The organism is Sorangium sp. So ce693 (assembly GCF_051521375.1).
In the GTDB taxonomy this organism is placed as follows: Bacteria; Myxococcota_A; Polyangia; order Polyangiales; family Polyangiaceae; genus Sorangium; species Sorangium atrum.
In genome coordinates, this window is the sequence record NZ_CP150347.1 from 493889 (window position 1) to 513987 (window position 20099).

General features: G+C 69.8%; 23 protein-coding genes and 1 tRNA gene. 21 read left to right on the forward strand and 3 right to left on the reverse strand.

Annotation, left to right across the window (positions count from 1 at the left end; all coding sequences use genetic code 11):
- From WMF14_RS01960 to WMF14_RS02035, 16 genes are all read left to right on the forward strand, one after another.
- Positions 1–438: a hypothetical protein gene (locus WMF14_RS01960; protein WP_437798494.1), complete on the forward strand. Its 438-nt coding sequence runs from the start codon at positions 1–3 to the stop codon at positions 436–438.
- A gap of 3 nt (positions 439–441) precedes the next feature.
- On the forward strand, positions 442–1449 hold the full coding sequence (locus WMF14_RS01965; protein ID WP_437798495.1) for a Mu-like prophage major head subunit gpT family protein: 1008 nt from the start codon (positions 442–444) through the stop codon (positions 1447–1449).
- Positions 1450–1544: 95 nt separating this feature from the next.
- The gene (locus WMF14_RS01970) at positions 1545–2042 is read left to right on the forward strand and encodes a hypothetical protein (protein ID WP_437798496.1); all 498 of its coding nucleotides are present in this window, start codon (positions 1545–1547) and stop codon (positions 2040–2042) included.
- Positions 2026–2433, forward strand: coding sequence for a hypothetical protein (locus WMF14_RS01975; protein WP_437798497.1), 408 nt, complete (start codon positions 2026–2028; stop codon positions 2431–2433). The genes WMF14_RS01970 and WMF14_RS01975 overlap by 17 nt, the downstream gene beginning before the upstream one ends.
- Positions 2430–2966 carry a hypothetical protein gene (locus WMF14_RS01980; RefSeq protein WP_437798498.1) on the forward strand — a complete coding sequence of 179 codons (537 nt, stop codon included), beginning with the start codon at positions 2430–2432 and terminating at the stop codon, positions 2964–2966. Before WMF14_RS01975 ends, WMF14_RS01980 begins: the two co-directional genes overlap by 4 nt.
- A gap of 1 nt (position 2967) precedes the next feature.
- Positions 2968–4428, forward strand: coding sequence for a DUF2586 family protein (locus WMF14_RS01985; RefSeq protein WP_437798499.1), 1461 nt, complete (start codon positions 2968–2970; stop codon positions 4426–4428).
- Between the two features lie 3 nt (positions 4429–4431).
- Positions 4432–4932 (forward strand): hypothetical protein, encoded by a 501-nt coding sequence (locus tag WMF14_RS01990; protein WP_437798500.1) that lies wholly within the window; start codon positions 4432–4434, stop codon positions 4930–4932.
- A gap of 2 nt (positions 4933–4934) precedes the next feature.
- Positions 4935–5444 (forward strand): hypothetical protein, encoded by a 510-nt coding sequence (locus WMF14_RS01995; RefSeq protein ID WP_437798501.1) that lies wholly within the window; start codon positions 4935–4937, stop codon positions 5442–5444.
- 8 nt (positions 5445–5452) lie between these two features.
- Positions 5453–5620, forward strand: a complete 168-nt coding sequence (locus WMF14_RS02000; RefSeq protein WP_437279348.1) for a hypothetical protein — start codon at positions 5453–5455, stop codon at positions 5618–5620.
- Between the two features lie 3 nt (positions 5621–5623).
- Positions 5624–7624 carry a hypothetical protein gene (locus WMF14_RS02005; RefSeq protein WP_437798502.1) on the forward strand — a complete coding sequence of 667 codons (2001 nt, stop codon included), beginning with the start codon at positions 5624–5626 and terminating at the stop codon, positions 7622–7624.
- Positions 7621–8187, forward strand: coding sequence for a hypothetical protein (locus tag WMF14_RS02010; protein WP_437798503.1), 567 nt, complete (start codon positions 7621–7623; stop codon positions 8185–8187). The genes WMF14_RS02005 and WMF14_RS02010 overlap by 4 nt, the downstream gene beginning before the upstream one ends.
- A gap of 3 nt (positions 8188–8190) precedes the next feature.
- Positions 8191–8874, forward strand: a complete 684-nt coding sequence (locus WMF14_RS02015) for a hypothetical protein (protein WP_437798504.1) — start codon at positions 8191–8193, stop codon at positions 8872–8874.
- The gene (locus WMF14_RS02020) at positions 8871–9392 is read left to right on the forward strand and encodes a hypothetical protein (RefSeq protein WP_437798505.1); all 522 of its coding nucleotides are present in this window, start codon (positions 8871–8873) and stop codon (positions 9390–9392) included. Before WMF14_RS02015 ends, WMF14_RS02020 begins: the two co-directional genes overlap by 4 nt.
- Positions 9389–9901, forward strand: coding sequence for a hypothetical protein (locus WMF14_RS02025; RefSeq protein ID WP_437798506.1), 513 nt, complete (start codon positions 9389–9391; stop codon positions 9899–9901). The genes WMF14_RS02020 and WMF14_RS02025 overlap by 4 nt, the downstream gene beginning before the upstream one ends.
- Positions 9898–10353: a hypothetical protein gene (locus WMF14_RS02030; protein ID WP_437798507.1), complete on the forward strand. Its 456-nt coding sequence runs from the start codon at positions 9898–9900 to the stop codon at positions 10351–10353. The genes WMF14_RS02025 and WMF14_RS02030 overlap by 4 nt, the downstream gene beginning before the upstream one ends.
- A complete protein-coding gene (locus WMF14_RS02035; RefSeq protein WP_437798508.1) occupies positions 10353–11516 on the forward strand; it encodes a baseplate J/gp47 family protein in 1164 nt (387 codons plus the stop codon). Before WMF14_RS02030 ends, WMF14_RS02035 begins: the two co-directional genes overlap by 1 nt.
- A gap of 5 nt (positions 11517–11521) precedes the next feature.
- Here the strand turns inward: WMF14_RS02035 and WMF14_RS02040 are convergent, their stop codons facing one another.
- The gene (locus WMF14_RS02040) at positions 11522–12379 is read right to left on the reverse strand and encodes a hypothetical protein (RefSeq protein WP_437798509.1); all 858 of its coding nucleotides are present in this window, start codon (positions 12377–12379) and stop codon (positions 11522–11524) included.
- A 47-nt stretch (positions 12380–12426) separates the two neighbouring features.
- Here WMF14_RS02040 and WMF14_RS02045 point away from each other — a divergent pair, with 47 nt between their 5' ends.
- The 5 genes from WMF14_RS02045 (at position 12427) to WMF14_RS02065 (ending at position 17406) form a co-directional block, all read left to right on the forward strand.
- Entirely contained in the window at positions 12427–13239 is an 813-nt protein-coding gene (locus tag WMF14_RS02045; RefSeq protein WP_437798510.1) for a hypothetical protein, read from the forward strand.
- Between the two features lie 3 nt (positions 13240–13242).
- On the forward strand, positions 13243–13824 hold the full coding sequence (locus WMF14_RS02050; RefSeq protein WP_437798511.1) for a hypothetical protein: 582 nt from the start codon (positions 13243–13245) through the stop codon (positions 13822–13824).
- Positions 13825–13830: 6 nt separating this feature from the next.
- On the forward strand, positions 13831–14415 hold the full coding sequence (locus tag WMF14_RS02055) for a hypothetical protein (RefSeq protein ID WP_437798512.1): 585 nt from the start codon (positions 13831–13833) through the stop codon (positions 14413–14415).
- A gap of 69 nt (positions 14416–14484) precedes the next feature.
- On the forward strand, positions 14485–16953 hold the full coding sequence (locus tag WMF14_RS02060; protein WP_437798513.1) for an SGNH/GDSL hydrolase family protein: 2469 nt from the start codon (positions 14485–14487) through the stop codon (positions 16951–16953).
- Positions 16954–16965: 12 nt separating this feature from the next.
- Positions 16966–17406, forward strand: a complete 441-nt coding sequence (locus WMF14_RS02065) for a hypothetical protein (RefSeq protein WP_437798514.1) — start codon at positions 16966–16968, stop codon at positions 17404–17406.
- A 121-nt stretch (positions 17407–17527) separates the two neighbouring features.
- On the opposite strand, the gene WMF14_RS02070 is transcribed toward WMF14_RS02065, so the two are convergent.
- Together WMF14_RS02070 and WMF14_RS02075 are read right to left on the reverse strand one after the other, a co-directional pair.
- Positions 17528–17600 (reverse strand) — tRNA-Ala (locus tag WMF14_RS02070).
- A 146-nt stretch (positions 17601–17746) separates the two neighbouring features.
- The gene (locus WMF14_RS02075; protein WP_437798515.1) at positions 17747–19951 is read right to left on the reverse strand and encodes a hypothetical protein; all 2205 of its coding nucleotides are present in this window, start codon (positions 19949–19951) and stop codon (positions 17747–17749) included.
- Between the last annotated feature and the right edge of the window lie 148 nt (positions 19952–20099).

The window sequence follows — 20099 nt, forward strand, 5'->3', positions numbered from 1 at the left end:
ATGTCCGCGACGACGGGACCTGTCGGCGAGCGGCTCCGCTCGTGCCGCGTCCTCGAGGGCGTGCCCCTCGCGGCGAACACCAAGATCAACCAGGGCGCGGCCGTCGCGTTCGACACGGCCGGCAACCTGGTGCCGATCACTTCGAGCACGACGATCAAGCCGATCGGCTTCGCGCCGAAGACCTACGACAACACGGGCGGCGCCGCCGGCGCGGTCCTCGGCGCGATCGACTTCGGCCGAAATCGGCTCATGCGCGGCTACCTCAACGACGCCGCGCCCAACGCGGTCTCCAGGGCCAACTGCGGGAGCACCGTCTACTGGCTCGACGACCAGACGCTGACGACGCTCGCGACTGGCCACGTCGCCACCAACAACAGGGTCCTGGACGTCACGACCGCCTCCAGCGACCTCGGCGCTTTCGTCTGGATGGAGATCTGAGCCATGGGCGCGATCACGCAGCAGTTCATCACCTCCTTCGAGACCGAGCTCCAGCACCGGGTGCAGAGCGCCTGGACCAGAGTGCTCAAGCGCCTCTGGTGGCAGAAGATCGCCTCGACGCAGCCGAGCAACACGCTCACCGAGATCTATGAGTGGCAGCTCTCGACGGCTCGCATCCACAGCATGGGCCAGGAGGGCGCGAACCGGATCTACGCCGACCTCGTCTCGCAGCAGTTCTCGATCACCAACGAATACTGGGGCGAGGCCCTGAAGCTGTCCAAGCGGCAGATCAAGGACAACCAGTACGAGATCGCTGCGCAGTGGGCGAGCGACATCGGCAAGGCGGGCGCGTATCACCCGCAGCGCCAGGTCGTCCAGCTCATCAAGAACGGCAAGGTCAAGCGGTGCTACGACGGGCAGCCGTTCTTCAGCACCGCGCACCCCTACAACCCCTTCAACGCGGGCGCGGGGACCTTCTCGAACCTATTCACGCTCAACGCGAACGACGAGCCGTTCGACCTCAACGCCGCCAATCTGGCCGAGGCCTACGCGTACATCGAGTCCGTCTGCCAGCCCGACGGCGTGACGCCGCGCTACCTCGAGGGCACGCAGCTCATCGTCGCTCCGCAGAAGCGGCTCACCGCGGGAACGCTGACCGGCGCGAAGACGATCACCGACCCCACCAACCCCACGGCCGGGGCGAGCGCGGACAACATCCTCGCCAACCAGGCCGACTACAGCTTCGTGCCGCCGATCGTCGCGCCGGAGTTCGGCGACGAGCCGCACGTCTGGTACCTCGCGGTCCCGATCGTCGCTGACGAAGAGGCTCCGATGCGCGGAGCCATGGTGTTCCAGGAGCGCGAGGCGTTCGTCCTGTCGACGTACACAGACATGACCGACATCGAGCTCGCGCGGGTCAACCAGTACGAGTGGAACTACGAAGGGAGGAGCGCTGCCCAGTACGGCGACCCGTTCCTCTTCTACCGGTTCGAGGGGACGCCGCCGACCTGACGTCGGCCGCGTGAACACGAGTCGAGCGCCCGCCCGCGGGCGCGTCCCGCCCCGCCCGGCACTGCCTGGCGGGGCTTCGGGGTCAGAGGGTCCAGATGACGTATCTCACCGTCCCAGAGTTCCGCACCCGGAGCATCATGCCCGGGGAGGACATCGACGAGCTGGAGACGCGCTATCCGGGCTTCCTCTCCGCGAAGCTCGAGGAGCACAGCTCGCGCATCGACTCCAGGCTCGTCAAGCGGTACGTGGTCCCGCTGCGGTCGAGGACCACGGGCGCGCCGCCCGAGATCGTCTATGCGTGGCTGACCGCGTTCGTCACGCTGGACGCCTATCTCCGCCGCGGGTTCAACCCGAGCAGCGAGCAGGACGCGTACATCTCCGCGCAGCGCGACTGGGCCGACGAGGACATCAAGGAGACGTCGGACGCGGAGAGCGGCCGCTACGAGCTCGTCCTGGTGACCGACGGCGTCGGGGCGTCCGCGGTGTCGAAAGGCACGCCGCTCTCGTACGCCGAGCCCGATCCGTACTCCTGGCAATACCGGCAGGTCGACGCGCTGTCGCTGAGAGGAGGTCGCTATGGCTTCCGGCGGTGACTACGCGGCGCTCGAGCGCATGATCTCGGCCGTCCAGGAGTTCGCGCGGCTGCCCGAGCTCGCCGCCCCGATCGCGGCGCAGAAGGTCGGCGAGGAGCTCCACCGCACGGCGAGTGCGGGGCAGGCGCCCGATGGCACGGCCTGGGCGCTGCGAAAGAAGGACGGCGGCCGCGCCATGGTCAACGCCGCGAAAGCGATCTCGGTGCGGGCGGTCGGGACCGTGATTCTGATTCTCCTCCGCGGGCCCGAGGTGTTCCACCACTTCGGCGCACAGGGCAAGGAGCCGCGGCGCGTGATCCCTACCGGCACGCTGCCGGCCAAGCTGGGCAACGCCATCCGCTTGGGCTTCGTCCCGCCCTTTCGGCAGCGGGTGAAGGGCGGGGGCAAATGAGCTTCACGGGCCTGTACCGCCACGTGAGAGATCACCTCGCGGTTGCCGAGGTGCCCGCCGAGGTCGTGTTCGGTCGGCGCGAGATCGGCAAGCAGATCAACCAGGGACCCAACCGCGCCAACCGCGTGGTGTTCGCCCCCGGCGACGACGGCGGATCCATCGGCGGCTACGAAGCCCCGGTGAAGCCCGGGCGCAACCCGCGCCCGCTCTGGGACTGGACGTTCGTCGGTCGCGTCTACGTGTGGGCGTACGACCCGGCGGCGCCGAACGACGAGGTCGCCAACTGGGAGTCGCTCGTCGAGCTGCACGACTTCGTCCTCGAGGCGATCCACAGCTACGCGGCAGGCTTCTACAGACCAAGCGCTCCGCGCCTCCTCGGCACGACGGAGCGCCGGTTCGGCGAGGAGGTCGTCTTTCTGCTCGAGAACCGCCAGCCCGTCGTGGCGACGCCGCGCCCGAGGAGGGAAGCCCCGATTCAGGGGCAAGGGCAAACGTTCCTGGTGACGCCGAACGGCGAGGAGCAAGGGTGTTGAGATGACGCCGAGTGTCGACATCGAAGTCTTGGACAACCAGCTCGACATCCGAGCTCCGCAGGACGCTGTGCTGGCCGTCGTGGCGACTGCGTCCAGCGGTCCGCTCGGCGTGTCGGCGCCGGTCACGCAGACGCAGGCGCTCGTTGACACGTACGTCAGCGGGCCTCTCGTCGAGGCCTGCGCGTATGCGATCGAGCGCTTCGGCCTCACCGTCCTGCCGGTTCTCACAGACTCGAGCGTGGCCGGTGCGTACGGCACGCTGACCGACGGCATCACCGGCACCAGCGACCCGACGCTCGATGCCACCGCGGAGCCGATCGACGAATACGAGGTGGTGATCCGGTTCAAGACCGGAGGCACGATCGGCACCACGGGGATCACGTACTGGCGGTCGTACGACGGCGGCCGGACTGGGCTCAACTCCACCGATCCGGTGTACGCGCTTGGCACGGCCACGAAGCTCACCGTGCCTGGCGGAGGCGCCGTCGATTTCGGGGCGGGCACCATCATCGCGAACGACCAGCTGAGCTATCCGACGACGGCGCCCGGGTTCAGCGCCGGGGAGCTCGGCACGGGCCTCACGTCGCTCCGCCTGACGCAAGCGCGCTGGACGTCGCTGCTGGTGTACGGCGACCTGGACGCGACGAAGCTCTCCACCCTCGACGCCGGTCTCGAGGCGATGCACTCCGCTGGCCGCGAGCGGCGCGCCGTGGCGCATGCCCGGAAGCCGAACCCGGGCGAGAACGAGGCCACCTACCTCTCCGCGATGATCACGGCATTCGGCGCTTCCGCGAGCCGGCGCGTGGCGCTGTGCGCGGGCGGCGCCAAGATCGACTCGTCGATCTCGCGCCGCCGCTACCGGCGCTCGCCGGCGCTCGCCGTCGGGGCGCTCGCGGCCTCCGTCTCCGAAGAGATCGACCTCGCGGAGCTCGCCTATGGGCCGCTGCCGGGCGTGGCGATCGCGGACGGCAACGGCAACCCGGACGAGCACGACGAGCGCATCAATCCCGGCCTCGACGATCAGCGCTTCCTCACCCTGCGCAGCTGGGAAGGCCGCGCCGGCGTGTTTGTGAACAACCCGCGCCTGTTCGCACCGGTGGGCAGCGACTTCCTGTACCTCCAGTACGGCCGGATCGTCGATGTCGCCTGCACGGTCGCGCGCACCGAGCTCGAGCCGATCCTGAACCGCGGCGTGCTGGTGCGGACCGACGGCAGCGGCCGCATCGATCCGAACCTGGCGCTCGCCATCGAGGGGCAGATCACCGCGCGGCTCGGCTCCGCCCTCGTCGGGAACCGCAAGGCGACGGCGGTCGTCTTCACGCTCTCGCGCACGGATGACGTGCTGCGAACGGGGGCGATCGGCTGGCAGGTCAGGGTGATCCCGCTGGCCTACCTCAAGAAGTTGAGGGGCAAGGTCGCGCTCGTCGCGAGCGCCAACGCCCCCGCGAACGTGACGGGGTGACACATGGCCATCGGCAAGGACGTCTTCAGGCGCAACGGCTACGAGGTCGGCTGGTTTTCGGCCCTGGCCAAGATCGACAACGACGAGTTCTACGGCTTCACCGGCATCGACTACGAGGAGAAGCTCGAGCGCGCCTTCGCCTGGGGCATGGATCGCGCGGGTGTTCCTCGCGGCGTGACGCGCGGCAAGTACAGCGTCGAGGGCAGCAGCATCAAGGTCTATAAGGCCACCGCGCTCGCCCTCATCGAAGCTCTCGCGCGCAAGAGCTCTGACGGGAAGAGCTATGGGTCCGTGACGTTCCACTTCACGCTGCAATACGAGGAGCAGGACATCGCGATCACCGAGGAGCTCTTCGACTGCCGCATCAGCGGGCGAAAGTCGAGCCTCGCGAACGGCGCCGATCCCCTCGTGGACGAGTTCCCGATCACGGTCATGTACGCGAAGCTGTCGACTCCCAACATCCAGGGAATGACCCTGTTCGACAACAGGCAAGGAAGGTACTGAGCATGGATCACTTTGGAGGTGCTGAGACACGAGCCGAGCTGGCCGCGGCGGCTCCGGCGAAGGACCCGGCGATCCTCGCGCTCGAGAAGGAGCTCGAGACGGAGCGCGCGGCCCTCGTCGAGGCTGAGGCGAAGCGCGAGCGCGACCGCGAGGCCGCGGTGCTGAGGGAGCAGATCGAGGACGTCCGCAGGCGTCGCAAGGAGGAAGAGGCCCTCGCAGCGGCGGAAGCCCAGTACGGCCCTCTCGGCAAGAAGATCGAGGCCCTCCAGACGATCGAGGGGCTCGTGATCGTGCGGGCTGCGGACGGCATCAAGGCGCGGAAGTGGATGGATCAGCACGGCGAGAACCCCAAGGTCCAGGCGTGCCGCGAGCTCGCCCGGCCCTGCGTCGTCTATCCGTCGCTCGACCGGTACGACGAGATCATCGCTGATCGTCCGGTCGTCGTCGTCTCCACGGCGAACGCCGTGCTGAAGCTCGCGGGCCTCGGAGGGAAGGAGCTCGGGGGAAAATAGCAGAGCTCGTGGAGCGGGCGCGGGGGGACGACGGGCTCAGCGCCGAGCTCGTGCGTTGCCTGTTCCAGGAGCGCGCACGGAACGAAGCGGAGTTCATCCGGGGTCAGGCAGGCGCGGTGGTGCTCCTACGGGAGTTCCGCCGCATCGAGGCAGCGCTGAAGGCGCGCGGTGGGTGAGAGATGGCCGGAGCGGATCAAGAAGCCAGGTTTGCGATCGCCCTCGACGCCACCGGTGCCGAGAAGGCCAAGGATCTCGGGCAGGCGCTCTCCAGCCTGCGCGACAAGATCAAGGCGGACCAGGGGGCGATCAACGAGCTGAGCGCGGCCATCAAGCGTCTCGAGGTCGGGGGCAGCAAGAACACCGCCGTCTTCAAGCAGCTTCGTGACCAGCTCGCGGCGAAGCGCGCCTCACTCACCGCTGCTCAAGAGGCCTACGTCAAACTGGGCGGCAGCTTCGGTCCGGTCGCGACGGGGGCGAAGGCTGCATCCGCCGGGCTCGACGACGTGCTTGGGGCCGCGCAGGGGGCCGGGGGGCCCATAGGGGGGCTCGCGGGTCGCTTCAGCCAGCTCAAGAGCCTCATCGGCAAGGCCGGCGCCGCCGGCGCGGCCCTGCTCCTCGCGGCGGCTCTTATCGCGGTGGTGGCCGGCGCCGGCGCCGCGACGATCGCGCTCGCGGCCTACGCGTTCCAGGCGGCGAACGCGGCGCGGGACGCGCGGCTCCTGTTCGACGCTGTGAGCGCCGGCGCCGGCGCAGATCAGCGGCTGGGCGTTCAGGTCGAGCTCCTCGCCGAGCGGGTGAACCTCGCGCGGTCGCAGCTCAACGAGCTGGCGCTCTCGCTCGGGCGCACGCGGCTCCAGGGGCGCGCGCTGGAGGCGGCATTCAGCGCAGCGGCGACGACCACCGCGGTCATGGGGCAGGCGGCTGGCAGCGTCCTGCAGGGCATCGCCACCGAGGCCGCGCGCACGCGCGTGTTCGTGCTCAACGCGTTCTCGCTCGACGGGACCGGCCTCAAGCTTCGGGACGTCGCCGCCGAGCTCGCGAAGCGCACCGGCGTCTCGATGCGAGCCGCCGTGACCGCGATCCAGAACGGCCGCGTGAAGGTGGCCGACGGCCTCGCGGCGCTCGACGCCGCGGTGCAGGCGAAGTTCGGGAAGCTCGCCGCCGCCCAGATGCTGAGCTTCGGCACGCAGGTGCAGCGGGCGAAGGAGAACCTCGCGGCGCTGTTCAAGGACGTGAAGATCGAGCCGCTGCTCGAGGGGCTGCGCGGTGTGCTGCGCCTGTTCGATCAGAACACCGTCACCGGCCAGCAGCTCAAGCTCTTGGCGGAGACGCTGCTTAACCCGCTGTTCGAGGCGGTGCGCTCGGCCTCGCCGTTCGTGCAGGGCTTCTTCAAGGGGATGGTGATCGCCGCCCTTCTCGTGGCGATCACGCTGCAGCGGCTCAAGCGGGCGTGGGACGAGGCGTTCGGCGGGGGGACCAAGTCGAAGATCGACTGGGTGAAGGTGGGGGTCTACGCCGGCATCCTGGCGGTCGCGCTCCTCATCGGCACGATCGGCGCGCTCGCGGCCACGGTCGCCATCCTGGCCACCCCGCTCATCGCGCCGTTCGTCGCCCTCGGCTTAGCCGTCTTGATGCTGTCCTTGCCGTTCCTCGTGGCCGGCGCGGCGGTGTATGGGCTCTACCTCGCGGTCCACGCTGCGCACGACGCGATCGCCGGCATCGACTTCGGCGCGCTCGGCACGCAGCTCGTGGACGGCCTGGTGAACGGCCTCCAGGCCGGCATCTCGCGCGTGGTGTCCGCCGTCCGGGGGCTCGGCAGCGCCGCGGTCACCACGCTGAAGAGCATCTGGCAGATCGCCAGCCCGTCGAAGCTCACCACGAAGTTCGGTCGCTGGTTCGGCCAGGGCCCCGCGATCGGCATCGAGGAGAGCACCGCGGGCGTCGAGGTCGCGTCGCGTGGACTCGCGGCCGCGGCCGTCGACGGCCTCGGGAGCGCGCCGGCCGGCGGCCGGGCCGGGGGCGCTTTGGGGCGCGGCGGCGGGAACACGTACAACCTCACGGTCAACGGCGTGAAGGACGCCGACGAGCTCGCGAGCCGCACGTTCCTCGCGCGCCTGGTGGACGCCCTCGAGAACGCGGCGACCACGGGCGGCATCCCTCTCGACCCGGAGCCGGCATGATCAACCCGCTGCGCGACTCCGGTCCGTGGAGCACCATCGTGCTCGCCAGCCGTCGCAACCCGGGCCTCGCAGAGGTCGTCGGCGCCGGCTCGCCGCGGGACTGGGACATCCGGAAGGGCTACGGCCTCTCCGGCGCGTTCGTCGTCTACACGGGCGACAACCTCGCGAAGTTCACGGTGCGGATCCGGCTCTTCGAAGAGGCGCACTTCGATGAGTGGGACAGCTGGGCGCAGCTGCTGACGAAGCCCCCGCGCGGCGTGCGACCCAAGGCGCTCGACATCTACCATCCCGCGCTCGACGACCTCCAGATCCGCTCTGTCGTCGTCGAGGACCGCTCGCAGCTCGCGCCCGAGGACGAAACCGGGATGTGGGTGTGTGAGATCAAGTTCATCCAGTTCCGGGCGCCCGTGCCGATGCTCTCGAAACCGGAGGGGAGCACCGCGACGCTGAAGGAGCCCACCGCCGAGGACCGCTACGACAAGTCGATTCTGTACCTGAAAGACCAGTTCCAGAATCCGACGGACGATCTCGGAACGGTGTTTAGCCGGGCGCTGGGAGGCTGACGAATGGCTCTCTTCGCGACGATCAACGGCCAGCGCGTCCTCACGGCGAGTCTCCGCGTGCCGTACGCCGGCCTCTGGTTCGTGGACGTCCAGCTCGACCAGGCCGTGACGGTCGCGGGCTCTGCCGTCGTCACGCTGGGTGGGCTCGAGCTCCGCGGCGTGGTGGCGCCGGCGCGCTCCGGAGCGTTCCAGGACCGGCGGCGCGTGCGCGTCGTGGCGGGCGCCGGCGGCTGGCTGACGAGGTGCACCGCGCGCCAGATGCACAATACCCAGGGGGTCACGCTCCGGAGCGCGGTCACCAGCCTCGCCGCGGACGTCGGCGAGACGTTCGACCCGACGACGCTCCCGGGGAAACTCGGCTCGAGCTACTTCATCCGGCAGGCTGCGCCGGCCTCGCGTGTGCTCGAGCAGCTCCTCGGCGCGACGCCTTGGTGGGTGGACTACCAGGGCGTCACCCGCGCCGGCGCGCGTCCGCGCGTGGAGACGCCCGAGCAGGCCTACCAGCTGCTCGACTTCGACGAGCGCGAGAAGGTGGCCGAGCTCGCGCTCGACGACCCCACGGCCGTGGTGGTCGGTTCGGTGCTGCGCGGCCGCCTCGAGCGGCCCCTCCTGGTCCGGGAGCTCCGCGTCGAGATGAGCAAGGCCGCGCTCCGCGCGAGCGCGGTCGGAGAGGAGCTCGCTGCGTGACCGGCGATCAGCTGCTGCGGACCCTCGCAACGATCGTGCGAGAGCTCCTGCCCAAATACGACTTCCTCGGCCGGTACCGGTATCGCGTGATCGCGATGCAGGAGGACCTCGTCGTCCTCCAGGCCGTGAACAAGCGCGCCGGGCTGCCCGACATTCCGCCGATCCCGATCGTGGCTGGCATGGCCGGCTTGTTCGCCGAGCTCACCCCGAGCGCGATCGTGCTCGTCGAGTTCATCGAGGGCGACCCGAAGCTCCCCATCATCACCGGCTTCTCGCGCGATGGCGGCGAGACGTTCGTCCCGGTGTCGCTCACCCTCGACGCTGCGCAGGCGCTGCTCCTCGGCAGGACTGCCGTGCGGGGCGTCGCCCGCAACGCCGACAGCGTGACGACCCTTCTCCCGCCGGCGACGTTCACGGGCACGATCGGCGGCTCGCCGGCGACCGGCATGGTCGTCTGGTCCCCCGGCCAGACGATGGGGAGCATCACCACCTCGTCGGCGAAGGTGAGGTCGGAATGATCACCGACCTCGGCTCGCTGACCCTGGGGGCGGTGGTCCCCGCCGCCGCCGGCGCCGCGGCCGCGATCGACGTCGCGTGCGACATCGCGGCGCCCAACGTGTCCGCGCAGCTCTCCGCGCTGGCGTCGTTCAGCCCCACCGCGGCGCTCTCCCTCGCCGCGCAGCTCGAGATCGCGCAGTCGATCGTGAGCAACCTCCAGGCCTCGATCGCGCTCGGGATCGAACCGCCGAGCCTCGCCGAGCAGGCCGCGGCCGCGGCCGCGATCATCTCCCAGCTCGAGGGGATGTTCGCGACGGTCCAGGCACAGGCCGCGATCGGGGCTGCGCTCGAGGCGCAGCTCGCGGTGGGCGGCGTTCGCCTGCTGGCCTTCGCGGGCGCGCAGAGCGCCCTCGGCGGCGAGCTCGCCGCGGCCCTCGGCCCGGCCACGACGGCGGCGCACGCCCTCGTCCTGGTGACCACGAGCAGCAGCGCCTGGGCGGCGATGCAGGGGGTGTTCACGACGTCATGAGCCTCCTCGAGGACATCCTGGCGTCGGTAGCCGCCTCGTTCGGCGGGCCCGGCGCGCCGGCGGCCACGGTGGACGGCTTCGGAGCCGACCTCGACTGCGCCGACGACCTCCGCGACGACCTGCGCATGGCGGGGCCCACGCTGGCGCTCGCGCAGGCGGCCTACAGGCGCCTCACCACGCCGCGCGGCGGGGTGCTCGACGCGCCGGACTACGGCTTCGACCTCCGCTCGCTGCTGTCGCGCGGGATGACGCCCGCCGAGCTCGCAGCCGTGCCCGGGCTCGTGCGCGGCGAGCTGACGAAGGACGAGCGCTTCGAGGACGTCGAGACGCGCGCGCGCATGCTCGACAGCGCGACCCTCGAGCTCGTGATCCGGTGCCGCACGGCGGCGGGGCCCTTCGAGCTGACGATGAACGTAACGGCGGCCGCGGCCGCCTTCGCAGGGGTGCGCTGATGCTCCCGATTGACCAGCTCATCAAGCCTCTTTCCCGAGACGATGTCCGGGACTCGATCTATCGACTCCTCACGGCCACGGGGCTACCCGTGACCTCCTGGAAGGAAGGTGGCGTAGCGAGGACGATCATCATCGTCATCTCGGCCATCTTCGCCGGCTTCACCGAGGTGATCGCGCTCGCGATCCGGGCCAACTACCTCGACCTGGCCGAGGGGATCTGGCTGACGCTCCTCGCCTACTACGTCTACGGGGTCGAACGCATCGGGGCCACGTTCGCGACCGGACAGGTCACGCTCGTGAACTCCGGCGGAGGCGTCTACGAGTTCGAGCCAGGCGAGTTCGTCTGCCGCAACCCGTCCACGGACGCGCACTACACGAACGTCTCTGCGTTCACGCTCGGCGCAGGGCAGACGCTCACGATCGACATCCGCGCGGTCGTGGCTGGAAGAGACGGGAGCTCGTCGGCCGGGCAGATCACGGCGCTCGTGACCGCGATGCTGGGTGTCACCTGCTCGAACGCTGCGGCGCTCGCCGGGCGAGATGAGGAGTCGGACCCCGCGCTGCGCCAGGCCTGCAGGGACTCACTAGGAGCCCTGAGCCCGAACGGCCCGCAGGCGGCTTATGAGTACTGGGCGAAGCGTGCTCGTCGGGCGGACGGCACGATCGTCGACGTCACGCGCGTGTGGGTGAGCCCGGCGAGCTCGGTCGGACACGTGCAGGTCTACGTGGCGAGCTCGACCGGCGCCGTCACCGGGATCGCGGGCGACCCGTCCACGGACCTCGGCGCCGTCGCGGCGACCATCATGAAGCGCGTGGTCCCGAAGGGCGTGAGCTGCACCGTCGCGAGCGCCACCACCGTGACCATCACCGTCAGCGGCACGGCGTGGGTGCAGGCCGCCGCGAACCTGTCGGACGCGGCGTGGAAGGCCATGTTCAAGACCGAACTGGATGCGTACCTGTCAGAGGCCCCGATCGGAGGCTACGTGCTGACGTCGGCGCCGGGGCACATCCACCGAAACGCCCTCATTGGCGTTGTGGAGCGGGTGTCGAAGTTCGTTATCAAGTTCGACCCCACGCTCCCCGCCGGAGACGTCTCCCTCGCAGAGGGCGAGGTGCCCGTGGCTGCTGATGAGTTCGCGATCGACGTGGAGCAGGTGTCATGATGGCATCACAGACAAAGCCCTTCGTTAGTCCCTCCGTCTTTGAAGTGCACCCAGCACCTCAGCCCCGGAGCGCAGTGCCCCGAACCGGGCCAGAAACAGTCGGCAAAGTTACCGTCGGGCTGCCTCCAACTGACGTCGTAGTCCCTGCTCGGAGGGTCGCAGTCCACGTAGATGCCACGAGGCGTCGAGCAGCGTACGGGGTACTCGACGCACGCACCGTTCTCGCAGAGTCCGCCCGAGCACGGCGTGCCTTCCGCGGCCAGCTCGTGGGTGGGACCAGCGGGGCCGCACGCGTCGGCTGTGCAGTCATCGCCGTCGTCGGCGATGTCGGCGGGCGCGGGCATCGCCTGCTTGCCCCCGCGGCCGTCGCAGCGTTGCACGAGGCAGTCCCCGGGCGTCTGCTCCTCCAGCAGCGTGCCCTCAGGGGCGATCCCCTCAAGGCGGCACACGCCGTCGTGGCAGGCCCGCCAGCCGCACGGACCGTCCGGGCCGGGGCAGTCCAAAAAAGAACGGCACTCCGGCGCGGGGCCGCCGCCCTGACCGCCCTCGCCGCCGGCCGACGTGCTGCTCGTCGAGGAGCTGCTCGCCGTCGTCGCGGCGTCGCCGCCTTCGCCGCCCTGACCACCCGCGCCGCCGCTGGAGCTGGCGCTCGAGGAGCTGCTCGTCGTGCCCAGACAGCCGATGCAGGCTCCGTAGCCGCTCCGGTCCTCAAGGCACGCTCGCACGCCCCCGGTGGCCCCGTCGGGGCAGGCGCAGTCGACGAGCTGCCCGTGGAAGCACACCGCCGCCGGTGCAGGAGCGGCCTCGAAGGGCACGCCGCATCCCGCGAGCAGGCTCGCCAGCACCCCCACGACTGCGCGCATGGCCGGTCAGGCTACGCCGCTCGCGGGGGGCGTCAACGGGAGGCGGCATGGCCCACCTGAGCTTCCGCGAGAGCTTGCGACGCTACGTGCCGCCCTGGCTCTCCGACCGGCCTGGGCGCAGCGTAGCGTTCCGGTACCTCTACGGGATCGCCTCGGTCCTCGACGCCGGCGCCGAGGTCCTCATGCAGGGCATCCAGTCGCGGTTCCCCGGCGTGGGAACCCCGACGGCGCTCCCGTACATCGGCCGCGACCGGCGCATCTTCCGGGGCCCGCAGCAGACCGAGGCGGCGTACGCCGCGGAGCTCGTGCGCTGGCTGGAGTACTGGAGGACTGCTGGCAACGCGTACACGCTCGCGCTCGCGCTCCAGACGTTCCTCTACCCCGGCGCGCCGCGCGTGCGGCTCGTGACGCGCACGGGCCTCTGGTGGACGCTCGACCCCTCGGGAGAGCTGAGCTGGCACCAGGCCGCCCCGAACAACTGGGACTGGGACTCGCTCACGCACCCTGGCAACGCGGGCAACTGGTCGGACTTCTGGATGGTCGTCTATCCGCCGCACTTCGCCGATGCGGGGGAGTGGGGGGCGAGCGACGGCCAGAGGTGGGGGGCCGGGGAGGCGTTCGGGCTCGACGTCGAGACCGGTACCGTCGAGACGCTCAAGCGTCTCATCCAGCAGTGGAAAGGCGCGCACACGCGCTGTGTGTGCATGATCGTGGCGTACGAGCCGACGAGCTTCGACCCCCTCGCCGCGCCGGGCGCGCCCGGAATGCCCGACGGCCGCTGGGGCTACTGGAGCAAGGACGACGGGAGCGGGGGACGAGTGAAGTCGAGGCGCGAGGACGCGCGCTACGTGGAGGTGTGAGCCGTGGCGCAGTATGGAGGCAATGACACGTTTCCGGAGTTGGCCGAGCTCGTCAACGACGGGTCTGGCCGTGATGCGGGGAGCGTCGACGTCCCGCTAGAGGCGCTGTTCGATCGCACGAGGTACCTGGGAAATCGGCACGTGCGAGTGACCTATCATGTCGCCTACGACGACGACGGGGACTCGATAGCGGCGCTGGCTCCGACGAGCACGTACGCCGATTGGCTGCCAGCCGGTAGCAATGTGTTCTATGTAGACGTCCCCAGCGTGGCCCCGACCGACGTGCTCTTGATCGATTGTTCTTCGGGGCTGGAGTTCGTCGCCGATGGGGTCGACGACCAGTCCTTCGTACGGATCGTCGCCGTGGCACCGAACGCGTCGGTGGTGGTGCCCGCGGGCGCGAGCAGCTTTAGCGAGCTCCGGAACTCGCGTTTCCCGTTCTCAATCTCGACGCGCCTGGTTGCCGCGCAGAGTGGCACCTACCGCATCAAGCTCCAAGGCAAGACGAAGAACGGAGGGGTTGGCGAGATCACGCTCTACCACTCTTTCTCTCTGCGAGTCGTACATCTGAAGCACAAACCGTGAGGGTATATGGGTAAGGTTCTCAACTGGATTGACACGTTGCTCTTCGGCGTTCGGCGCATCCACGCGGCTGGTGTGGAGATGCCCGAGCGCCCCGCAATCAATTTCACCGGCAAGGGCGTCACGGCCACGGACGATCCGGCGAACAACCGGACCACGGTGACGGTGGCCCCTGGCGACATGCTGTTCTACTACCACAAGACGGCCGACGACGCGTTGGACAGTGACGCCACCCGGGAGATCGTGATCTCGGGGCCGTTTGGTACGAGCAACGCAACGCTGGTGGGGGCGCACTTCATCCCGGCCGGCTTGCTGCCCGCGCACGCGACCAACTACGCGGAGCTCGAGCTGGGGGTGCGTGACCTCGATGAGGGGGTGAGTGTCCGTACTGCGGCGTTGGGTCGCACGATCCCCTCAGGGACGTACGCCACGGGCAGCTGGGGCGGGTTCGTTTCTGTCGAGCTCACCGACCTCACGAGCGGGGCTCCGTTCGGACCGAGGGAAGCCCTCTCGTTCAGGATTAACAAGCACGATTCTGGCGTGGTGGTGCCGGCGGGCACGCTCGTGGTCGTCTGTCGACCGGCCGCCGCCTGACGTCAGCGTGAACCACCCGGACCCCGTGGGGCGAAAAGCTCGGTCTGTTGCTCGCGTAGGAGAGTCGTAATGCAGAATCCGTCATCGAAGGTCTACATCGAGGGTGCGATCGCCGCCGGCGCCGCCGTTGAGAGGCTGGCCACCGTGAACTCTATCGTCGACGGGCGGCTCGACCAGCAGAAGTGGCGCGTCACCGCGCCGATGCTCGCTCCGCGGGTCCGAGGCATCTACGCGAAAGCGGGCTCCACCGGCCCGCGGCGACTCGTCGTCGTGAACTACGACGGCTACTGCCCCGCTGGCGGGTACCTCGAGCAGGTGTTCACCGTCCCGGACGAGTGGACCGAGTTGCGGATCGAGCTCGACGACGTGCAGCTCCCCGACGACGTCGCGTCGTCGCCGGCGTTCGAGCTCCAGATCTACGACGCGACGGGGATCACGCTGCTCCACTCGACCGCGGTCACGCCGAGCAGCACGCCGACGGACGTCAAGACGGTGCCGATCCCGGTCACGCCTGGCGTCGAATACCGCGTGCGGGTCGCGTGCAACGTCTCGGGACAGGCGCGGTTCGCGGTGGGCTGGCTGCGCGTCCGGCCCACGGTGACCACTAACGGCTTCTGGTCGAACTTCGTTCGGATCGACGTTTGCCACGAGATCCTCAACGACAACCTCGAGAGCGGCTACGCCAACCCGCGGTATGCGGCTCAGAGCCCGTTCTCGCACGTCGACCTGCTCTTCAGCGGTGACCGGCTCGCCGTCGAGGTGCTCGACAACGCCGGCGACTACCTCGCCGATCGCGCTCGGCCCAGCGTCTTCGTGAACGGCGTCCCGCTCGACCCTCCGCTCGACACGAACATCGGCGGGATCGCCCACTGCATCGTGAAGATGCCCCCGTCGACGGGGATGCAGGCCGTCACCATCTGCGCCGGCCCACAGGCTGTGTCCGGGCTGCCGGCGCCCGTGACCGAGCCGCGCGGCTCCTTCATCCGCGCCGTGTACGTCCCGCGGTACTCGCGCGTCGAGGTGCTCCCCGAGCGCCCGAGTGCGAGCGGCGAGACGATCGTGCTCTTCGGCGATAGCAAACTCGCCGGCTTCTACTCGTCGTCGCCCGGTCGCGACTCGATCGTCCATCTGCTGCGCGCCGCTGGCCACCGGGTCATCTGCGCTGCGGTCGGCGGCGATACGCTGTTCTCCAAGACGGGTGCGACGCTGTCCGTCGCGGCCTGTCTCCCGATCGCGCGCAAGCTCGTCCGCGAGGACCCGACGCAGGTCATCTTCGGGATGGGGCGCAACGACATCAAGGCGGCCCTGTTCAACGCCACGGACTTCCTGACGCAGGCCGGGAATGCCGCGGACGCGATCCACCAGGCCGACACCGACGTCCAGGTCAAATTCCTCGCGTTCTCGCACGAAACCGCTGGCACCGAGGAGACGGCGCTTGACACCGTTCGCGCGGGCATGCGCACGCTCGCCGCCGCGCGTTCGCCGTGGTGCTCGTTCCTCGACGGCGCCGCCCTGTGGAGCGTCGCCGAGGCGAACAACTACACGACCGACCAGGTACACCCGAACGACGCGGGCCAGGAGCGCAAGGCGAGCCTCATCCTCGGGCCTGGGGACGAGTACCCCTGGTCCCCCATGCAGGTCGCGAACCTCTTCGCGTGGTGGGAGCCCGGCCCAGGCATGACCGGCGGCCCGATGTCGGCCGTGACGCCGCAGGGGTCGAGCCCGCCCACGGTGACGCTGAGCGGAACGGCGGTGATGGCCGGCCACTTCAGGTTCGAGGTGAAGACGGCCGGCGCCGGCGGCAGCGCGTCGCCGGCTGCGAAGGGCCGCTGGTCGTTCTACAACGGCGGCCGCTCCTGGGTGCAGCAGGACGTGCCGCTGACGCCGACGGTGTCCATCGCGCCGCTCGGGATCACGGTGAACTTCAGCTCGGGCACCTACCCGAACAATGCGGTCTACCTGGCCGACGTCCACGTCGGCCAGGTGCCCGATCTGAGCGGCAACGGCCGGCACCTCGTCGGCTCGACCAACCAGTTTCCCCCGTTCAAGTTGAACGGGATCAACGGCAAGCCGTGCCTGTCGTACGTGCCCGTCGACTTCATGAGGCTCACCGGGATCAACATCCCGGCGCCGTACGCGATCTTCGTCGTCGGGAAGTACACCTCTCAGGCGTCGGTCCGCGCGCTCTTGGGCAAGACGTCGGCGTCCAGCGGAATGCTGTTCTACTCGGCCTCGAGCACCACCATGGCCGTGAACGACGGCACGGTGCAGCGCGCGGTCACCGTGGATGCGACCGTCGCGCGTTGCTACGGGATCATCGTCAACGGGGCCTCATCGCAGATCCGGGTCGATGGGGTCGCCTCCACCGTGAGCCTCAGCAACAACCCGCTGACGGGCCTCGGCGTGGGCGCGGACAGCGAGTCCGGATTCGGGCTCGACGGCGAGGTGGCGAGCGTCATCGTCGTCGCCGGCCTGCCGAGCGAGGATGAATGCAAGGCCATCGAGGCGCGGGCGCGCGCGCGGTGGGCAACCGCATAAGGAGATCTGCGTATGGACGAGGAGTACATGTCTCCCGCGTCGCGGCGAGCCGGCCGGGATGCGCCCAGCGACCAGCGCCGCGCCGCTCCCCGCGTCGCCAGCGCGAGCGACGCCGAGCTGCGCGCGCTCGAGCTCGCGGCCTCGGCCGTGGAGGGGGTGCGGGCCGTGCAGGCCGACCTCTCCGAGATCAAGGAGATGCTCGGTCGAGCGCCATCGCCGGGCCATGAGGGCACCGGCCTGATCGGCGCCGTGTCCGAGATGCAGGCTTCGCTGGCGCGGCTCGACGCGCCGGCGGAGCGGAAGGCGCCGCCCAAGGCTCGCCAGGTCGCCCGAGCTCCGCTCGTGATCGCCCTCATCGCGGCGCTCGGAGGCAGCGCGGGCATCGCCGGGATCGTCGAGGCCGTCAGGGGGCGCGCCGAGGCCGCGCCACAGCAACAGACGACCGAGCACTGAGCTCGAGCAGCGGTCCGAAGAGCAGCCGCGGCGGCCGCGTCGCGAAAAATCCTGGCTGTGACCCTGGCCAGGGGCGCGCCGGAGGCGCGGGTGAAGCCGGATAAGCTAACAATTTCGAGGGTGGACCTGACAGGGATCGAACCTGCGACCTCTAGAGTGCGATTCTAGCGCTCTCCCAACTGAGCTACAGGCCCTCGCTTTCGAGAGCGCGGACTCTACTCGCCGGGGCGCTGGTGTCAAGCATTGATGGCGGTTTTCTCTCCACCGCCGGTCTGTCGTTCGGGGGGACCCTGGGCGCCTCACCAGGTCCCCTTGCTTGCCGTGGTTCCCCCGTTTTCCCCTAGTTGGCAGGGCTCGGCGGCTCCGCGGGCGCGCCGGGCGCCGGCGGAGGCTCGGCCTGCGCGCGCGCCTGGGCCTTCGGGTTCTGGAAGGAGAAGAGCTTCTCGCGCTCCTCCCCGTAGCTCTCCGTGCTGCCCCACTTCGGGTTCCAGTCCTTCACCCAGTACACATCCCCGGAGACGATCGCGTCCTCGGGCCGGCCCGTGCGGTCCGGGTAGCGGTACATGTACTCCTTCATCGCGTCCCGGTACGAGGTGTTCGCCGGCAGCTTGATGCGGGCGAAGTAGTCGCACCAGATCTGCGTGTACCCGAAGCTCTTCGCGTGCAGGAGGTCGAAGTTCGGCGGCTCGCCGGTGAAGGGGTTGATGTGGCGGCCGTCGACCGTGACCGCGTCCACGACGATCGTCCCGTCGTCCATCACGGGGTTCGGCGAGAACATGAACCAGCCCTGGAGGAACCGGAGCTTCTGCGCGAGGACCCGCGTCGGCTCGGGGTGAGGCACCTTCCAGCGGTTCTTGATGACCCAGAGCTCGACCGCCGCCTGGTTGATCGCGCCGACGAACATCACGAGCACGGCGACCTCGCGCAGCGCCACGAGCACCTTCCGGCCGGCGAGCCGGAGCGGCGCCGGCGGGGGCGCGATCTCCGAGCGCTCCGGGATCCGCGCGCCGAGCGCCCGGCCCAGGCTGCGGCGGTGCGCCGCAGCCATCGCCGCGGTCGCCGCGTCGCGCACGAGCGGCAGGCGGAGCACCCACGCCACGACGGGGCCGAGCGGGATCGCCGAGACGATGTCGGCGAGCGCCGCGGCCCCCTCGACCGCCTCGCCGCCCGGACGCCGCGCCGCGAGCCCGTGGGCCGCGGAGTCCGACGCCTCGAAGGTGAGCAGCCCGAAGCGGTCCATCCGCTTCAGCAAGCGGCAGGCGAGCACGGCGCCCGGCGACCTCGGGTCGAACAGCACCACGCGGGCCCGGTGCACGCGCCGCATCGTGCGCGCGGCGATCTCCCAGTCCTCGCGGCCGATGAGGAGCGTGGAGAACACGCAGAGCGCCCACGCGAACGGGCCCAGCACGAACGTCGTGCCGAACCCGACGTGGAGCAGGTTCATCATCACGAGCGTGAGCCGCCGCGCCCACACCCTGCCGAGCGGCGACAGCAGGCACACCGGGATGGCCGCCTCGAACGAGATGACCATCCTCGTCATGAACAGGATGAGGAAGTTCGGCGCGTAGTCGCGGACGTCCGCGATGATCGGCGTCACCATCCGGTCGACGTAGAGCACGAAGTGGACAGCGGTCCCGTTCTTCCAGGCGGGGCCGGTCTTGTGCACGACGTTGAAGAAGTAGATCGCCGCGAGCTGGATCAGCAGGACGGGCCCGAGGACGGTCACGTGGGCGTCCGGCTTCCGGGGGTCGTCGAGCGTGGAGCGGTCGTTCAGATCGTCCGCGGTCCGCTCGCGGCTCCGCTTCAGCGACGCGAGGAGCGCGTCGACGGAGAAGCGATCGCCCAGCGGCAGGAAGCACGTCCAGAGCAGCAGCAGGTTGTGGACGACGTAGCCGCCGTTCTCGATGAGCAGGACGCGCCCGTTCATGCTCGTGACGAACACGAGCGAGAGGACCTGCATGAGCTTCGTCTTCCAGCCGATGAGCAGGCAGACGTAGGTGGCGAAGATCACGGCCCAGAGGACCCAGAGCTCGCCCGGCGTGGAGAAGGCGTTGACGATCGAGAAGTTCCCGCCGCCCTGCGGGCGCCAGAGGTTCACGTGGTTCGGCAGGACGCCGATGTCCGCGAACATGTCGGACCACGCCCAGCTGCGGCGGAACAGGTCGCCGAGGAGGAAGAAGCCGAGCAGGATGCGCGTGAAGCCGAGCGTGCGCCGGTCGAACGTGAAGAAGCTGTCCCGGAGGATGTCCCACATCGAGGGCCCGCGCGGCCGGGGAGGCGGCTCCGGCGCCGCGTCGTCTTCCTCGTCGTGCTCGCCCTCCGCGGCGCCATCGTCCTCGGCGACCCCTTCGCGCCGCGCCTCGCGCGCCGCGCCGTCGTCCACGCGCGCGGCCTTGCTCGCGCCGTCGTCCGCGCGCGCGCCCTCGCTCGCGCTGGAGCCTCTCGCGGCGGCGGCCTCCGGGCCTGCTTCGCGGCTCTCGCCGGGGTCCTCGTTCCGGAGCGCGCCCTCGGGCCCGCCCTCGTCGCGATCGTCTTTTGCGTTCATAAGGCGTCGAGATCGATATCGATGCTGCGCGAGCGGAGCGCTCGCCGTTCCGATCCCCTACCTACCGCAACCGCGCGGGCGCCGCACGAGGCGACCAGGGGCGCGACGGGCGAGCGCGCCGCGTCACGCCCTGTGGGCAGGATCGCGA

What these genes read in the sequence shown, in the direction of transcription:
- WMF14_RS02025 (WP_437798506.1), top strand. Translation starts at nt 9,389, where the DNA reads ATGATCACCGACCTCGGCTCGCTGACCCTGGGGGCGGTGGTCCCCGCC.
- WMF14_RS01990 (WP_437798500.1), top strand. Translation starts at nt 4,432, where the DNA reads ATGGCCATCGGCAAGGACGTCTTCAGGCGCAACGGCTACGAGGTCGGC.
- WMF14_RS01965 (WP_437798495.1), top strand. Translation starts at nt 442, where the DNA reads ATGGGCGCGATCACGCAGCAGTTCATCACCTCCTTCGAGACCGAGCTC.
- WMF14_RS01975 (WP_437798497.1), top strand. Translation starts at nt 2,026, where the DNA reads ATGGCTTCCGGCGGTGACTACGCGGCGCTCGAGCGCATGATCTCGGCC.
- WMF14_RS02075 (WP_437798515.1), bottom strand. Translation starts at nt 19,951, where the DNA reads ATGAACGCAAAAGACGATCGCGACGAGGGCGGGCCCGAGGGCGCGCTC.
- WMF14_RS02060 (WP_437798513.1), top strand. Translation starts at nt 14,485, where the DNA reads ATGCAGAATCCGTCATCGAAGGTCTACATCGAGGGTGCGATCGCCGCC.
- WMF14_RS01960 (WP_437798494.1), top strand. Translation starts at nt 1, where the DNA reads ATGTCCGCGACGACGGGACCTGTCGGCGAGCGGCTCCGCTCGTGCCGC.
- WMF14_RS01995 (WP_437798501.1), top strand. Translation starts at nt 4,935, where the DNA reads ATGGATCACTTTGGAGGTGCTGAGACACGAGCCGAGCTGGCCGCGGCG.
- WMF14_RS02005 (WP_437798502.1), top strand. Translation starts at nt 5,624, where the DNA reads ATGGCCGGAGCGGATCAAGAAGCCAGGTTTGCGATCGCCCTCGACGCC.
- WMF14_RS02035 (WP_437798508.1), top strand. Translation starts at nt 10,353, where the DNA reads ATGCTCCCGATTGACCAGCTCATCAAGCCTCTTTCCCGAGACGATGTC.
- WMF14_RS02045 (WP_437798510.1), top strand. Translation starts at nt 12,427, where the DNA reads ATGGCCCACCTGAGCTTCCGCGAGAGCTTGCGACGCTACGTGCCGCCC.
- WMF14_RS01980 (WP_437798498.1), top strand. Translation starts at nt 2,430, where the DNA reads ATGAGCTTCACGGGCCTGTACCGCCACGTGAGAGATCACCTCGCGGTT.
- WMF14_RS01970 (WP_437798496.1), top strand. Translation starts at nt 1,545, where the DNA reads ATGACGTATCTCACCGTCCCAGAGTTCCGCACCCGGAGCATCATGCCC.
- WMF14_RS01985 (WP_437798499.1), top strand. Translation starts at nt 2,968, where the DNA reads ATGACGCCGAGTGTCGACATCGAAGTCTTGGACAACCAGCTCGACATC.
- WMF14_RS02010 (WP_437798503.1), top strand. Translation starts at nt 7,621, where the DNA reads ATGATCAACCCGCTGCGCGACTCCGGTCCGTGGAGCACCATCGTGCTC.
- WMF14_RS02030 (WP_437798507.1), top strand. Translation starts at nt 9,898, where the DNA reads ATGAGCCTCCTCGAGGACATCCTGGCGTCGGTAGCCGCCTCGTTCGGC.
- WMF14_RS02065 (WP_437798514.1), top strand. Translation starts at nt 16,966, where the DNA reads ATGGACGAGGAGTACATGTCTCCCGCGTCGCGGCGAGCCGGCCGGGAT.
- WMF14_RS02015 (WP_437798504.1), top strand. Translation starts at nt 8,191, where the DNA reads ATGGCTCTCTTCGCGACGATCAACGGCCAGCGCGTCCTCACGGCGAGT.
- WMF14_RS02055 (WP_437798512.1), top strand. Translation starts at nt 13,831, where the DNA reads ATGGGTAAGGTTCTCAACTGGATTGACACGTTGCTCTTCGGCGTTCGG.
- WMF14_RS02040 (WP_437798509.1), bottom strand. Translation starts at nt 12,379, where the DNA reads ATGCGCGCAGTCGTGGGGGTGCTGGCGAGCCTGCTCGCGGGATGCGGC.